The organism is Paenibacillus sp. VMFN-D1 (assembly GCF_003386155.1).
Taxonomy (GTDB): Bacteria; Bacillota; Bacilli; order Paenibacillales; family Paenibacillaceae; genus Paenibacillus_AQ; species Paenibacillus_AQ favisporus.
Window position 1 is genome coordinate 11,774 of sequence record NZ_QRDU01000005.1, and the last position, 15,022, is coordinate 26,795.

At 57.1% G+C, this 15,022-nt stretch carries 13 protein-coding genes and 1 riboswitch; all 13 genes read left to right on the plus strand.

Translation table 11 applies throughout. The annotated features are described in order from the left end of the window. Window positions 1-112: 112 nt before the first annotated feature. The 13 genes from C7820_RS26455 to purN all read left to right on the plus strand — a co-directional run bounded on the left by C7820_RS26455 (window position 113) and on the right by purN (window position 14,517). A complete protein-coding gene (locus C7820_RS26455) occupies window positions 113-2,251 on the plus strand; it encodes a DNA topoisomerase III (RefSeq protein WP_116233578.1) in 2,139 nt (712 codons plus the stop codon). Between the two features lie 307 nt (window positions 2,252-2,558). Beyond that, on the plus strand, window positions 2,559-2,822 hold the full coding sequence (locus C7820_RS26460; RefSeq protein ID WP_076176818.1) for a DUF1294 domain-containing protein: 264 nt from the start codon (window positions 2,559-2,561) through the stop codon (window positions 2,820-2,822). 99 nt (window positions 2,823-2,921) lie between these two features. Next, window positions 2,922-3,356, plus strand: a complete 435-nt coding sequence (locus C7820_RS26465) for a universal stress protein (protein ID WP_076176817.1) — start codon at window positions 2,922-2,924, stop codon at window positions 3,354-3,356. A 219-nt stretch (window positions 3,357-3,575) separates the two neighbouring features. Continuing rightward, a riboswitch (purine riboswitch) is annotated at window positions 3,576-3,677 on the plus strand. Window positions 3,678-3,841: 164 nt separating this feature from the next. Beyond that, complete coding sequence (gene purE / locus C7820_RS26470; RefSeq protein ID WP_076176816.1) at window positions 3,842-4,327, plus strand: 5-(carboxyamino)imidazole ribonucleotide mutase; 486 nt, start codon at window positions 3,842-3,844, stop codon at window positions 4,325-4,327. Beyond that, window positions 4,324-5,496 (plus strand): 5-(carboxyamino)imidazole ribonucleotide synthase, encoded by a 1,173-nt coding sequence (purK, locus tag C7820_RS26475; protein ID WP_116233579.1) that lies wholly within the window; start codon window positions 4,324-4,326, stop codon window positions 5,494-5,496. Before purE ends, purK begins: the two co-directional genes overlap by 4 nt. Window positions 5,497-5,499: 3 nt before the next feature. Beyond that, on the plus strand, window positions 5,500-6,795 hold the full coding sequence (gene purB, locus C7820_RS26480) for an adenylosuccinate lyase (protein ID WP_076176814.1): 1,296 nt from the start codon (window positions 5,500-5,502) through the stop codon (window positions 6,793-6,795). Window positions 6,796-7,084: 289 nt separating this feature from the next. Next, a complete protein-coding gene (locus C7820_RS26485) occupies window positions 7,085-7,972 on the plus strand; it encodes a phosphoribosylaminoimidazolesuccinocarboxamide synthase (RefSeq protein WP_116233580.1) in 888 nt (295 codons plus the stop codon). Between the two features lie 115 nt (window positions 7,973-8,087). Next, complete coding sequence (purS, locus tag C7820_RS26490; protein WP_076176812.1) at window positions 8,088-8,333, plus strand: phosphoribosylformylglycinamidine synthase subunit PurS; 246 nt, start codon at window positions 8,088-8,090, stop codon at window positions 8,331-8,333. 5 nt (window positions 8,334-8,338) lie between these two features. Continuing rightward, a complete protein-coding gene (gene purQ / locus C7820_RS26495) occupies window positions 8,339-9,028 on the plus strand; it encodes a phosphoribosylformylglycinamidine synthase subunit PurQ (protein ID WP_076176811.1) in 690 nt (229 codons plus the stop codon). Next, window positions 9,006-11,249, plus strand: a complete 2,244-nt coding sequence (gene purL, locus C7820_RS26500) for a phosphoribosylformylglycinamidine synthase subunit PurL (protein ID WP_116233581.1) — start codon at window positions 9,006-9,008, stop codon at window positions 11,247-11,249. The genes purQ and purL overlap by 23 nt, the downstream gene beginning before the upstream one ends. Continuing rightward, window positions 11,234-12,715, plus strand: a complete 1,482-nt coding sequence (purF, locus tag C7820_RS26505) for an amidophosphoribosyltransferase (RefSeq protein ID WP_089548980.1) — start codon at window positions 11,234-11,236, stop codon at window positions 12,713-12,715. The genes purL and purF overlap by 16 nt, the downstream gene beginning before the upstream one ends. Before the next feature lie 144 nt (window positions 12,716-12,859). Beyond that, window positions 12,860-13,900, plus strand: a complete 1,041-nt coding sequence (purM, locus tag C7820_RS26510; RefSeq protein ID WP_116233582.1) for a phosphoribosylformylglycinamidine cyclo-ligase — start codon at window positions 12,860-12,862, stop codon at window positions 13,898-13,900. Further along, window positions 13,900-14,517 (plus strand): phosphoribosylglycinamide formyltransferase, encoded by a 618-nt coding sequence (gene purN / locus C7820_RS26515; RefSeq protein ID WP_116233583.1) that lies wholly within the window; start codon window positions 13,900-13,902, stop codon window positions 14,515-14,517. The genes purM and purN overlap by 1 nt, the downstream gene beginning before the upstream one ends. Window positions 14,518-15,022: the final 505 nt, after the last annotated feature.

The following is a 15,022-nucleotide window of genomic DNA, read 5'->3' on the forward strand; positions in this document are numbered from 1 at the left end:
CCGCTGGGGGATTTTATTTTGCACAGGCGATAAGATAAAACAGGGTTACCTTCCTTTTGCATCCGCTGCCGGATTCAATGTTATAATAGGACGGAAAGAAAGGTGGTACGTCATGAAATCATTGGTATTAGCCGAAAAGCCTTCCGTTGCCCGCGAAATTGCGCGCGTCATGGGAAGCCACGACAAGCATAAAGGATATATCGAAGGTCCGAAATATATCGTCACCTGGGCGTTGGGCCATTTGGTCGGACTCGCGGAGCCCGAGGATTATGACAATAAATACGCAACCTGGAACCTGGAGGATCTGCCGATCCTGCCGGATTCGATGAAGCTGAAGGTGCTGCGTGAATCCGCCCAGCAGTTCAAGGTGGTGCAGCAGCAGCTCCGTCGACAGGACGTCGGCGAGTTGATCGTGGCGACGGACGCCGCGCGGGAGGGGGAGCTCCTCGCCCGGTGGATCATGAAGATGGGAAAATGGAACAAGCCGTTCAAGCGGCTCTGGATATCTTCACAGACAGACAAAGCGATCAAGGAAGGTTTTGCTTCGTTGAAGCCGGGGAACCAGTTCGACCGGCTGTACGAATCCGCGCGCTGCCGGGCTGAAGCCGACTGGATGATCGGCCTGAACGTGACGCGGGCGCTCACCGTCAAATTCGGGGCGCAGCTCTCCGCGGGACGGGTGCAGACACCGACGCTTGGCATGATTATGGACCGGGAAAATGAAATCGTCAATTTCCGGTCGGAGGAGTACGACACGATCAAGGCTGACTTCGGCGGATTTGCCGCGGTGTGGCGGGGGAACAATGGTGACGCCCGCATCTTCGACAATAGCGCGGCCGAAGCCTTGAAGCGCAAGCTGGACGGATCGTCAGGCCGGATCGCCAAGGTGAAGAAGACGGAGAAGGTCGAGCCTCATCCGCTCGCTTACGACCTGACCGAGCTGCAGCGCGACGCGAACCGCCGGTTTGGCTTCTCCGCGAAGCAGACGTCAAACGTGCTTCAGCGCTTGTATGAGCAGCACAAGCTCGTCACCTATCCCCGGACCGACAGCCGCTATCTGACGTCGGATATGACCGGCACGCTGAAGGAACGCCTGGAGAGTGTGGCCATTGGGCAATATGCTTCCCTGGCGCGTCCGCTGCTCCGGAAAAATTTGAATATAACCAAACGCGTCGTGGACGATTCGAAAGTCAGCGATCACCACGCGATCATCCCGACGGAAGAGACAGTGCTATTGAACCAGCTGAACACGGAAGAGCGCAAGCTGTACGACCTGATCGTCCGGCGCTTCATCAGCCTGTTCTATCCGCCGGCACGGTACGATGCGGTCGCGGTGACGATCGACGTGGAAGGCGAGTCCCTTCATGTGAAAGGGACGACGATCAAGGAGAGCGGCTGGCGCGAGGTATACGGCGGAGATGTCTCCGACGAATCGGATGAAGATTCGTCGGCTGATACCGACGCCGAAGAGAGCGGAGCCCAGCTTCCAGTGCTGAACGAGGGCGAAGCCGTCAAGGTGCAGCGGGTCATCATGCAGGGCGGCCGGACTTTGCCGCCGAAGCGGTATACCGAGGCTGCGCTTCTGTCCCAGATGGAGAAGCACGGGCTCGGCACCCCGGCGACGCGGGCGGACATTATCGAGAAGCTGGTGAACTCCGATACGATCGAGCGCCAGGGGAACGCGCTGCATCCGACGGGCAAAGGCAAGCAGCTGATCGGACTCGTTGCGCCGGAGCTGCGGACGCCGCAGCTGACGGCCAAGTGGGAAGCCGAACTGGAGAAGATCGCCCGCGGCCAGGGGCAGCCGGAGCCGTTCCTGAAGGGAATCCGCGGCATGTCCAAGGATCTGGTGGCGGGTGTAAAGAACAGCAAGGCGGACTACAAGCCGCACAACGTCTCGAACAGCCACTGTCCGGACTGCGGTACCCGGCTGCTGGAGAAGAAGGGCAAGCGCGGCAAGATGCTCGTCTGCCCGAGTGAGGACTGCGGCTACCGCCGTTCGGACGAGAAGCGCCTGTCCAACCGCCGCTGCCCGCAGTGCCACAAGAAGATGGAGATGAAGGAAGGCAAAGCCGGCCTGTATGTGCAGTGCCTGTCCTGCGGCATCACGGAGACAGTCAACAAGGACAGCAAGCACGTCAACAAGCGCGAGGAGCGCAAGCTGGTGCAGCAGTATGCCAAGAAGCAGGAGCCGATCGGTTCGAACCTCGGCGAGCTGCTGAAAGCGGCGATGGAGAAAAAGAACGGTTAATAGCCTGAAAGCCCCGGGCTGCATGCTCTTGCTGATCAGACAGAGCATGCATGCATTAAACCTTTCTCGCCTATCGCCGCCACAGCTAGAATCCAGCTAGTTCATTGGAATCTCTCAAACAAGAGAAAACCGTCATAGTAAGGAGCGCTACGCCGGAGACACTGATTTGCTCCATCATGATTTAGGAAAACTCCGCCAGGTAGGCGTTTTTGCTGGGAATACTGGCAGACGGATGCCTGGCGGTTTGTCTCTTGGCTAGTAAAGATTTATAATAGAAGCAAGCAGTAGAACGGGGGTGGTAGCGTAAGTGAGGACGGCGCTCTTGATCTGGTTTATTTTTATCAACGCGGTAGGTTACCTGATCATGTCCGAGGACAAAAGAAGGGCAAGAAACAGGCGTGACCGTGTGCCGGAAAGAACGCTCTTTCTGCTTGCCGCCATCGGCGGAGCGCTGGGCGTACTGATCGCCATGTACCGCAAACGCCATAAGACCAGGCATCTGAGCTTTCGGGTCGGGATACCGCTGCTGCTGTTCGTCAACGCAGTTCTGTACGCATTTTTCATGAGTTGATTTATCGCTTGATGGTACAACATGGTTTCATTTCTTGCTAATTCGGTTTAATAACATCTCAATTCACACTTCATACAGAGAAAGCGCAGGTGGGTCCACATGTTATTTTCCAAAATTCTTTTAGCTTATGATGGTTCCAAAGCTTCCAATAAGGCTCTTGAACGTGCAATCGAACTGGCGAAAGCGGCGCCTGACGCGGTCATTGACGTCGTACACGTTTTTGATTTCCCGCGCGTATTCATTGGCGAAGGCATGGCTCCGATTCCGGCGTCCGTCAATCAGGACTTCTATGAACTCGCTGAGCAGACGGTCGCGGAAGTGAAGAAACGCCTTGACGGCGAAGGCGTCGCCTACAATGCGGAAATGATCCAGGGTGGACCTGCGGAAGTCATTCTGGAATATGCCAAGGAAAAAGGCAATGACTTGATCGTGATCGGCAGCCGCGGCTTGGGCGGAATCCGGGAGTTCGTGCTCGGCAGCGTCAGCCACAACGTCGTGCAGCATGCGACCATTCCGGTGCTTGTCGTTAAATAAATGATGGAATTGTAAGCCAGTGTGCCCCGAATATGGGGTGCACTGGTTTTGTTTTAGGAATGATCAGCGGCAAAATCCGAACATTCGATTTTACACTGTTTTAATTGTTCGTGTTTTAGTTGACATGTTGTGTAGGGGATTGTTAAACTGTTAGGTGTAAAGCCTTAAGGGATTTGGAAGAGGAAGAGGACCATCGCTGGATGGTTAAGGGAATGAACAAATAATCGAATGAATTGATCTCGTATAAAGCCGGGGATATGGCCCGGAAGTTTCTACCCGGATACCGTAAATGTCCGGACTACGAGGGAATACTGCCGAGGAGTCGCCGGTTCCGATGGACGGAAAGGCTTCCCTCCTTGCTGCGTTTGCGGCAGCAGTATTCCTTACCCGGTCCGGTATCCTGAAAGTCAACGTATTTCTCGGGCACCGGGCCTTTTTGGGTCTCTCCCGAATGAATAAAAAACTTTTGGAAAGTGGGTTGAAACATGTCAGCAGCGGTCGCTGTCATTATGGGCAGCAAATCGGATTGGGAAACGATGCAGCATGCATGTCTCGTCCTGGACGAACTGCAAATTCCGTATGAGAAAAAGGTCGTGTCCGCGCACCGGACGCCGGACCTGATGTTCGCCTTTGCGGAGCAGGCGGCGGAGCGCGGCCTCAAGGTCATCATCGCCGGAGCCGGCGGTGCCGCGCACTTGCCGGGCATGGTAGCGTCCAAGACGACGCTGCCGGTCATCGGCGTGCCTGTGCAGTCCAAGGCGCTGAACGGCCTGGATTCGCTTCTGTCGATCGTTCAGATGCCAGGCGGCATTCCGGTCGCGACGGTGGCGATCGGCAAGGCGGGCGCCACGAATGCGGGCCTCCTGGCTGCGCAAATCATCGGGGCCTATGACAGCGAGGTTCAAGCGCGGGTGCAAGCTCGAAGAGATGCCATCCGCGACGAAGTGCTGGAAAGCAGTGATTCGCTATGAGCAGCAATCAGGCATCGCAGCAGACATGGCTCCCTGGTTCCACCATCGGCATTCTGGGCGGCGGCCAGCTGGGACGAATGATGGCGCTGGCCGGAACCGCTATGGGGTACCGCTTCATCACGCTCGATCCGACGCAGGATTCGCCCTGCGGGCAGGTCGCAGGACAGATTGAAGCGGCTTACGACGACGTTGATGCAGCCCGCCGGCTGGCGGCGGCGTCAGATGTCATTACGTACGAATTCGAAAATGTCGACGCAGAAGTCGCGGCGCTGCTAGAGAAGGAATCCAGCGTGCCGCAAGGAAGCGCGCTGCTCTATACGACGCAGCACCGCCTCCGGGAGAAGCGGGCGATCGAAGCTGCGGGCGTGCCCGTGGCGCCGTACCGCGAAATTACGAGCCTGGAGAGCCTCAGAGAGGCGGCTGCCGAGCTCGGACTTCCCGGCGTGCTGAAGACCGCCACCGGCGGATACGACGGCAAAGGCCAGATCGTTCTCCGCTCGGAGGATCAGCTCGAGACTGCTTACGAGGAACTGGCTGCCACCGGCCGCGAGCTGGTACTGGAGAAATTCGTTGATTTTCAATGCGAAATTTCAGTTATTGCCGCCCGCAGTCCAAAAGGGGAAGTAAAAAGCTTCCCGGTGGCAGAAAATATTCATGTGAACAACATTTTGCACCTGTCGATCGTCCCGGCGAGAGTCGAGGAGCAGGTTCAGCGGGAAGCCCGCAAGCTTGCGGAGCAGCTCGTAGAACACCTGGGCGCGGTCGGCCTGCTGGCTGTGGAGATGTTTGTGACGAGGGATGGGCAGCTGTACGTGAACGAGCTGGCGCCGCGTCCGCACAACTCCGGCCACTACACGATGGAGGCCTGTGCGACTTCGCAGTTCGAGCAGCATGTCCGCGCCGTGTGCAACATGCCGCTTGGCGACACGACGCTGCTGACCCCCGTCGTCATGGTCAACGTGCTCGGCCAGCATCTTGAACAGGTGATCCGTGCCAGTGGCAGACCAAGCATCGCCGTCAGCGAATACGGCGTGGTGCCGAAGCTTCATTTATATGGCAAGAGCGACGTGAAGAAAGACCGCAAAATGGGACATATCAACCTGCTGTGCAAAGACGTGCAGGACGGACTCGACTGGGTTGAACAAACTAACATCTGGAGGCAAGGATAATTTATGATCGAACGTTACAGCAGACCGGAAATGCGGGCCATCTGGACCGAAGAAAATAAATTCAAGGCATGGCTGGAAGTAGAACTGTGCGCATGCGAGGCTTGGGCCGAGCTGGGCGTTATTCCGAAGGAAGATACGAAGCTGCTTCGCGAAAATGCCAAATTCGACATCGACCGGATTTACGAAATCGAGCAGGAAACGCGCCATGATGTCATCGCCTTTACCCGCGCGGTCTCGGAAAGTCTTGGACAGGAGCGCAAATGGGTGCATTACGGGCTCACTTCCACTGACGTGGTGGATACAGCGCTCGGATATCTTCTCCGTCAAGCAAACGAAATTTTGGAGAAGGATATTTTGAACTTCATCGAGATCCTGAAAGACAAGGCTATTGCTTACAAAGACACGCCGATGATGGGGCGTACGCACGGTGTTCATGCCGAGCCGACGACCTTCGGCCTGAAGATGGCCCTCTGGTACGAGGAAATGAAGCGCAACCTGGAGCGTTTCCGCCACGCGGCGAACGGCGTCCAGTTCGGGAAAATTTCCGGCGCGGTCGGCACCTATGCCAACATCGACCCGTTCGTGGAAGAGTTCGTCTGCAAAAAGCTCGGCACGAGCCCGGCTCCGATCTCCACGCAGACGCTGCAGCGTGACCGCCATGCCGAATACATGGCAACGCTGGCATTGATCGCGACGTCGCTCGACAAGTTCGCAACGGAAATCCGCGCGCTCCAGAAGAGCGAAGTGCGCGAGGTTGAAGAAGCCTTCGCCAAAGGCCAGAAGGGCTCCTCGGCGATGCCGCACAAGCGCAACCCGATTGGCTGCGAGAACATCTCGGGCCTCTCGCGTGTCATCCGCGGCCACATGGTGACCGCCTATGAAGACGTTGCGCTCTGGCACGAGCGCGATATTTCGCACTCCTCCGTGGAGCGGATCATCCTGCCGGATGCGACCATGCTGCTGAACTACATGCTGAACCGCTTCGGCAACATCGTGAAGAACCTGACCGTGTTCCCGGAAAACATGAAGCGCAACATGGCGCGTACCTACGGCGTGCCGTTCTCCGGCCGCGTCATGACGAAGCTGATCGACAAAGGCTTCAGCCGCGAGCAGGCGTACGATACCGTGCAGCCGCGGGCGATGCAGGCGTGGGAAGAACAGCGCCAGTTCCGCGACATCGTGGAAGCAACGCCGGAAATTACGGAGGCACTCAGCCCGGAAGAGATCGAAGATGCGTTTAATCCGTCGTGGCATCTGAAGCACGTGGATACGATTTTCAAAAAGCTTGGCTTGATTTAAGAGCGTTCGGTTTAAGTTAATCGTGAGTAACCCGTATTAGAGGCTTGGAGAATGATGGACTCAACATCATGGCACACATCTTCAGCGATTGCAGCGAAAGGGACGGAATCGATCCAGAGAAGCGACAGCGTTCGCCTTTGTCTCCGAATTTCAACCGCTATTTAAGAGCGACCGATCAAGAAATTTGGAGACAACAGCGATCGGCGGAACGATCCGTAACTGCAGCGGCTGCCCCGCTGACGACGAGGGGATTTTCAAGTGTTGAGCCGAGAAAATGGGGAGGATTCGCATGACATCACCGGCTGTATCGACCGCGGTGGAACTGGTAGACGCGCCGCTGCTGTACAAAGGCAAGGTGCGCGAGCTTTACGATTTGGGAGAACATGTGCTGATCGTGGTTACCGACCGCATATCCGCTTTTGACTATGTGCTGGAGCCGCCGGTGCCCGAGAAGGGCAATGTGCTGAACAAGCTGAGCGCGTTCTGGTTCGAAATGACGAAGGACTTCATGGACAACCATGTTGTCCATACGGACGTCGAGCGACTGGGCGCCGTGGCGAAGAACAAGGAGCTCTTGAAGGACAGGATCATGGTGGTCCGCAAAGCCGAGCGGATCGACATGGAATGCGTCGTGCGCGGTTATATTACCGGTGGCGGCTGGAGGCAGTACCAGGCGGGCGGTGAAGTGAACGGCATCAAGCTGCCGGAGGGCATCCGCAAGAACGAGCCGTTCCCGGAGCCGATCTTCACGCCGGCGGCCAAAAACGATGTCGGCCATGACGAGGACATCTCCATGGAACGCATGCAGGAATTGATCGGTGCAGAGCTGGCGCAGGAGCTCCAGGAGAAAAGCCTGAAGCTGTACGACTTCGCTCGGCGGTACTGCGATGAGCGCGGCATCATTTTGGCGGACTGCAAGTTCGAATTCGGCGTACTGGACGGCAAGGTCATCCTGATCGACGAGATTTTTACGCCGGATTCCTCGCGCTTCTGGGCTAAGGAAAACTATGCGCTGGACATCGAGATCGACAGCATGGATAAGGAGCCGGTGCGATCCTACCTTGCCTCAACACCATGGGACAAGAACAGCCAGCCGGACCCGCTGCCGCAGCCGGTAGTAGACGAAACGACCCGCAGATATGTAGACATTTACGAACGCCTGACGAAGCGCGTTTAAGATAAATTCCGCTGTAGTACGAACTTAGGTTTTTAGACGATTTTTTTAGCTAATGCAGGCCTGAAAAGGATTCATTCACTCATTCACTCATTCCTAGAGGAGGAACTAGAAGAACATGATGAAAGCTACGGTCTATGTCACTATTAAGCAGGGCGTACTCGATCCGCAGGGGGTTGCGGTGCAGGGAGCGCTTCATTCGATGGGATTCGAGGAAGTGTCGAGCCTCCGCATCGGGAAATACATGGAGCTTCAGCTGGACACGAATGACCGTGCTGAGGCGGAACAACGCGTCAAAGCCATGTGTGAGAAGCTTCTGGCGAATACGGTGGTCGAGGATTACCGATACGAATTGGAGGGCTAACATCCATGAAATTTGCAGTTCTCGTCTTTCCCGGCTCCAACTGTGATATCGACTGCTACAAAGCGGTAGAGGAAACACTCGGGGAGCCTGTCGATTACGTCTGGCATACCGCAACCGACCTGTCCGCTTACGACTGCATTCTGGTTCCTGGCGGTTTCTCTTACGGCGACTACCTTCGCTGCGGGGCAATCTCGCGGTTTGCTCCAGTCATGAGTGAAGTGGCCAAGGCTGCAGAGCAAGGCAAATACATTCTGGGCATTTGCAACGGATTCCAAATCCTGACGGAAGCGGGGCTGCTGCCGGGCGCGCTGCTGCGCAACACGTCCATGAAGTTCCGCTGCCATGATACCGTGCTGAAGGTGGCGAACAACCGCACGCCGTTCACGACCGACTTTAGCGAAAATGAAGAAATCGTCATTCCGATCGCCCACGGCGAAGGGAATTACTATTGTGATGAAGAGACGCTCGCGCGTCTTCAGGAAAATAACCAAATCGTCTTCACCTACAGCAGCAATCCGAACGGCTCTGTCCTGGATATCGCCGGCATTTGCAATGAGCGCGGCAACGTCGTCGGCATGATGCCGCACCCGGAACGCGCAGTGAACTCTCTGCTCGGCTCCGAGGACGGCAAGCGTATGTTTACATCCATTTTGAAGGCTTGGAGGGATACCCATGGCGCAGCAAGTGTCCGCTAAGGAACCGACCGCAGCACAGATTGCGGAACAGAAAATCTATCAGCAGTTTGGGGTATCGGACAGTGAATACGAGCTGATCTGCTCCTTTATGGGACGTCAGCCGAACTATACCGAAATCGGCGTGTTCAGCGTCATGTGGTCTGAGCACTGTGCCTACAAAAATTCGAAGCCGCTGCTGCGCCGCTTCCCGACCAGCGGCCCGCGGGTCCTGATGGGACCGGGCGAAGGCGCGGGGATCGTCGACATTGGCGACAATCAGGCGGTCGTGTTCAAAATCGAAAGCCATAACCACCCTTCCGCGGTAGAGCCTTACCAAGGCGCCGCGACCGGCGTGGGCGGCATTATCCGCGACATTTTCTCGATGGGCGCAAGACCGGTAGCGCTGCTCAACTCGCTGCGTTTCGGCAAGCTCGAAAGCGACCGCGTGAAGTATCTGTTCGAGCATGTTGTGGCCGGCATCGCCGGATACGGCAACTGTATCGGCATTCCGACGGTGGCCGGTGAAGTGATGTTCGACAACAGCTACGACGGCAATCCGCTGGTTAACGCGATGTGTGTCGGTCTAATCGACCACGACAAAATTCAGCGCGGCGTGGCTAAAGGCGTGGGCAACCCGGTCTTTTACGTAGGCCCTCCTACCGGCCGCGACGGCATTCACGGTGCGACGTTTGCTTCGGTTGAGCTCAGTGAAGAGTCGGAAGCGAAGAAAACGGCCGTTCAGGTCGGCGACCCGTTCATGGAGAAGCTGGTGATGGAGTCGACCCTGGAGCTGATCGATTCCGGGATCGTACTCGGCATTCAGGACATGGGCGCAGCCGGCTTGACCTGCTCCAGCGCGGAGATGGCGAGCAAGGCCGGCAACGGCCTGGAGCTGTACCTCGACCAGGTGCCGCAGCGTGAAGAAGGCATGACGCCGTACGAAATGATGCTCTCCGAATCCCAGGAGCGCATGCTGTTCGTCGTCGAGCCGAAGGACGAAGCGCAGGCGATGGAAATTTTCGAGCGCTGGGGCGTCATCTGCGCCAAGGTCGGCAAAGTGACCGACGACGGACGCCTGAAGCTGTTCCACCATGGTGAGGTCGTTGGCGACATGCCAGTCAAGGCACTTGTTGACGAGTGCCCGGTGTACAACAAGCCGTCGAGCGTGCCTGCTTATTATGAAGCAAACGCCGGCGTCGATACGCTGCGCTACGAAGAAGTGAAAGACCTGGGCGGCGCCCTGAAGCAGGTTTTGGCTTCCCCGACGGTGGCCAGCAAAGCCTGGGTATACAATCAGTACGATTACATGGTCCGCACGAGCACGGCGGTCCGTCCGGGTTCCGACGCGGCAGTGGTTACGATCCAAGGCACGCGCAAAGGCCTCGCGATGACGACCGACTGCAACGGGCGGTACGTATATCTCGATCCGGAAGTCGGCGGCCGCATCGCGGTCAGCGAAGCCGCGCGCAACATCGTCTGCTCCGGCGCCGAGCCGCTCGCGATCACGGACAACCTGAACTTCGGCAGTCCGGAGAAGCCGGATATTTTCTGGCAGATGGAGCGTGCGGTAGACGGCATGGCCGAAGCCTGCCGAGTGCTGGATACGCCGGTCATCGGCGGTAACGTCAGCCTGTACAATGAGAACGCCAGCGGAGCGATCTACCCAACGCCGGTCGTCGGCATGGTCGGTCTGGTGCATGATACAGATCATATTACGACACAAGGCTTCAAACAAGAAGGTGACGTCATCTTCCTGCTCGGCGACACGAAAGCGGAGCTGGGCGGCAGCGAGTTCCAATACGTCGTGCATGGGGCAACGGAAGGACGTCCTCCGGCGCTCGACCTGGATACGGAGAAAAAACTGCTGTCCTCCGTGCTTGGTGCGATCCAGCAAGGACTCGTACAGTCGGCGCACGACTTGTCCGAGGGCGGCCTTGCAGTGGCTCTGGCCGAGTCCTGCATCAGCGGTTCGCTGGGTGCCCAGGTGCATGTCGAAACCGGCCTGCGTCCGGACGTAGCCCTGTTCAGCGAATCCCAATCCCGCATCCTGCTCTCGGCATCCCGGGACAAGGCAGAGCAGCTGAAAGCTTATATTGAAGGTCAAGGCGTGCCGGTTGCCGAAATCGGCATCGTGGAAGGCAACAGTCTGGTGGTTGACATCAACGGTGCTTCGGCCGTGAACGAAAGTGTAGGAGGCTTGAAGCAGGTCTGGGAGGATGCGATTCCATGTCTCATGAAGTAACACCGCAAACGCTGTGGACGGGAGACTACTATAACGAAGGCTCGGGCAAAGACGGGCTGTTCGACAAATTAAAAGAAGAATGCGGCGTGTTCGGGGTCTATGGACACCCGGACGCCGCTTCTTTGTCCTACTACGGGCTGCATGCCCTGCAGCACCGCGGGGAAGAAAGTGCGGGAATGTGCGTCAGCGACCGCGAGGAATTTCACTACCACCGCGGCATGGGGCTCGTCAAAGAGGTATTCGACAAAGACATGATGGCTTCCTTAACCGGGGACATCTCCATCGGGCACGTGCGCTATTCGACGAGCGGCGACAGCAAGCTGACGAACGCGCAGCCGCTGGTGTTCAAGTACCGTGACGGCGACCTGGCCGTGGCGACCAACGGCAACATCGTGAACGCCCCGCAAATCCGGCGCGAGCTGGAGGAAGGCGGGTCGATTTTTCAGACGACGAGCGACACGGAGGTCATCGCGCATCTGATCGCGCGTTCGCCGAAGGATCTCGTCTCCGCGGCCAAAGACGCGTTCAACCGCATCGTCGGCGGCTACGCGTTCCTGATCATGACGAACGACCGGCTGCTGGTCGCGTCGGATCCGCACGGGCTGCGGCCGCTGACGATGGGAAAACTCGGTGAGGCGTATATTTTCGCCTCGGAGACCTGCGCGCTCGAGACGATCGGCGCGGAGCTGATCCGCGACATCGAGCCGGGTGAGCTGCTTATTCTCGACAAAGACGGCTTGCATGAAGACCGGTTCGAGGAGAAGAAGCACCGCAAATCGCTGTGTGCGATGGAATACATCTATTTTGCCCGCCCGGACAGCGACATGAACGGCTCGAACCAGCACGCCGCCCGCAAGCGGATGGGCAGCCGGATGGCGATCGAGTCGTTTGTCGACGCCGACATCGTGACCGGGGTGCCGGATTCCAGTATTTCCGCGGCGATTGGTTACGCGGAGCAGACGGGGATCCCGTACGAGATGGGGCTCATCAAAAACAAATACACGGGCCGCACCTTTATCCAGCCGAGCCAGGAGCTGCGCGAGCAGGGCGTCAAAATGAAGCTCAGCGCCGTGCGGCGCGTGGTCGAAGGCCAGCGGGTCGTCATGATCGATGATTCGATCGTCCGCGGCACGACCTCCCGCCGGATTGTGAACCTGCTTCGCGACGCCGGGGCGGTGGAAGTGCATGTGCGGATTACGTCGCCGCCTTTTAAAAATCCGTGCTTTTACGGCATCGACACGCCGGACCGGCGCGAGCTGATTGCCTCAAGCAAGTCGGTGGAAGAAATCTGCCGGGAAATTAACGCCGATTCGCTGGCGTTCCTTAGCCCGGAGGGTCTGATCACCGCGATTGCAGGCAACAATGCGGATGATTACAAGGGCGGGCTGTGCCTGGCTTGTTTCGACAACGATTATCCGACGCATCTGGATTTTAACGGTGAAGAGAAGTTTGGCTGCAGCTGCTGATGGGCTTGGAATGCAGGACGATTACTGATCGCGATGGCATTGCCGGGCTGAAGGTTTGGGCTGTGCCTGTGGATCGATTCAGGATATGAATACTTTACCCGCTTAAAATAGAGGCGGAGCATCTGACAAAGGAGTGTCGTGGGAGTGTCTGAGGCTTATAAAAATGCCGGTGTGGATATCGCGGCCGGAAATGAAGCGGTAGAACGGATGAAGAAGCACGTAAAACGGACGTTCCGTCCGGAAGTGATGACAGATCTTGGCGGCTTTGGGGCGCTGTTCGGCCTGAACAAGGACAAATATGAGGAGCCTGTGCTCGTTTCCGGAACGGACGGGGTCGGCACCAAGCTGAAAATCGCCTTCGCCATGGACCGTCATGACACGATCGGGATCGACGCGGTAGCCATGTGCGTCAACGACATCGTGGTGCAGGGGGCAGAGCCGCTGTTTTTCCTTGACTACTTGGCATGCGACAAGGTCGTGCCGGAGAAGATCGAAGCGATCGTGGCCGGTATCGCCGAGGGCTGCCATCAGTCCGGCTGCGCGCTGATCGGCGGCGAAACCGCCGAAATGCCCGGTATGTATGCCGAAGGCGAATACGATATCGCGGGCTTTACCGTCGGCGTTGTCGATAAAAGCAAAATCATCAACGGCGCGTCTATCGCCCCTGGAGATACGGTCATCGGCATCGCATCGAGCGGCGTGCACAGCAACGGCTTCTCCCTGGTGCGCAAGCTCTTGCTTGAGCAGTCCGGCTACAGCCTGCACGATGAAATCCCTGAACTGGGCGGCAAGCTGGGCGACGTCCTGCTGACACCGACCAAAATCTATGTGAAGCCTCTGCTGGCTCTGCTAGAAAAGGTCAACGTGAAAGGCATGGCGCACATCACCGGCGGCGGCTTCATCGAGAACATTCCGCGCATGCTGCCTGCAAACGTCAACGTGGACATCCGGTACGGTTCCTGGCCGATCCTGCCGATCTTTGAGCTGATGCAGAACAAGGGCAGTATTGCCAACCGCGATATGTTCACCACGTTCAACATGGGCATCGGGCTTGTCCTTGTCGTCAGCGAAGGCGATGCGCAGCAGGCACTGGAGCTGCTCAAGGCGAGCGGCGAGGAAGCGTATATCATCGGATCGGTAACGCCGGGTGAGTCGGTTGTGACCTTTACGGGAGCCGATGTCTAATGAGCGGCTACCGGATTGCTGTGTTTGCTTCCGGTACGGGAAGCAATTTTCAGGCACTGGCCGAAGCGGCCGCTGAGGGAAGGCTCGGCGGCGCGACGGTGGAGCTGCTCGTCTGCGACAAACCGGCAGCCCCTGTCGTCGGCCGGGCGGAGCGCCTCGCCATTCCCACGCATCTGTTTGTTCCCAAACAGTACGGATCGCGTGAGGAATATGAGACGGAAATCGTCGCCAAGCTCGAGGAGCTGAACATCGACCTGGTCGTGCTGGCAGGGTACATGCGTCTGCTGACTTCCGTGATCGTCGACAAATATGCGGGACGCCTGATCAACATTCATCCGTCGCTGCTCCCGGCATTTCCCGGGACGAACGCGATCGGACAAGCGCTGGACTATGGCGTCAAGCTGAGCGGCGTAACCGTGCATTTTGTGGACGGCGGCATGGATACCGGGCCGATTATCGCCCAGCGGGCGATCGAGGTGGCCGAGCATGAGACGGAGGAGTCTTTTGCGCAGGCGGTGCATGCTGTGGAACAGGAGCTGTACCCGCAGGTCGTTGCTCTTTTTGCCCAGGGTAGAGTGAAGCTGGAGGGCCGGAAAGTTACGCTGCTTAAGGGATGATGCCTTGAAGTGGTTGGAGAGGTAACAACACAAAGATATAGAGATAGGGTAAGGGGATAAAGGGCAGCTGTCGTGGTTCCGACACGAATGGAGGCGGCTGTCAGCGGCTTTTTCGTTAAATATAAGTTGAATTAAAAGAATAGGATGCAGGGCAAGGGAGTAAAACGATTCTGAAGAAGCGAAGCGTTCGCATTTGGCTTTCGGATTTCTACATTAGGTTGGATCCATTAATCAAGAAATACGAAAACAAGAGCGATCGTAGGAACTTTTTACGTACTTGCCCCTATCATCCATTTCAGTAGTTCAACTTATAAGAAATGATAAATTTCGGTGTTTCCGCAAAGACTTCGGCCGTTATCGAGCAAAAAGTGCGCTTTGTGGAGGGATTTGACGGTTTTGTCGGCTCGGCCCGCTTCCGGCGGATGCCGGGGAATCTTTTCGATATTTCTCGGGAAATAAATGAGCTTCGAGCGAAAGTTATCGTTTTTACACATAAAGGAGGAGC

What these genes read in the sequence shown, in the direction of transcription:
- C7820_RS26455 (WP_116233578.1), top strand. Translation starts at nt 113, where the DNA reads ATGAAATCATTGGTATTAGCCGAAAAGCCTTCCGTTGCCCGCGAAATT.
- C7820_RS26465 (WP_076176817.1), top strand. Translation starts at nt 2,922, where the DNA reads ATGTTATTTTCCAAAATTCTTTTAGCTTATGATGGTTCCAAAGCTTCC.
- purE (WP_076176816.1), top strand. Translation starts at nt 3,842, where the DNA reads ATGTCAGCAGCGGTCGCTGTCATTATGGGCAGCAAATCGGATTGGGAA.
- purK (WP_116233579.1), top strand. Translation starts at nt 4,324, where the DNA reads ATGAGCAGCAATCAGGCATCGCAGCAGACATGGCTCCCTGGTTCCACC.
- purB (WP_076176814.1), top strand. Translation starts at nt 5,500, where the DNA reads ATGATCGAACGTTACAGCAGACCGGAAATGCGGGCCATCTGGACCGAA.
- C7820_RS26485 (WP_116233580.1), top strand. Translation starts at nt 7,085, where the DNA reads ATGACATCACCGGCTGTATCGACCGCGGTGGAACTGGTAGACGCGCCG.
- purS (WP_076176812.1), top strand. Translation starts at nt 8,088, where the DNA reads ATGATGAAAGCTACGGTCTATGTCACTATTAAGCAGGGCGTACTCGAT.
- purQ (WP_076176811.1), top strand. Translation starts at nt 8,339, where the DNA reads ATGAAATTTGCAGTTCTCGTCTTTCCCGGCTCCAACTGTGATATCGAC.
- purL (WP_116233581.1), top strand. Translation starts at nt 9,006, where the DNA reads ATGGCGCAGCAAGTGTCCGCTAAGGAACCGACCGCAGCACAGATTGCG.
- purF (WP_089548980.1), top strand. Translation starts at nt 11,234, where the DNA reads ATGTCTCATGAAGTAACACCGCAAACGCTGTGGACGGGAGACTACTAT.
- purN (WP_116233583.1), top strand. Translation starts at nt 13,900, where the DNA reads ATGAGCGGCTACCGGATTGCTGTGTTTGCTTCCGGTACGGGAAGCAAT.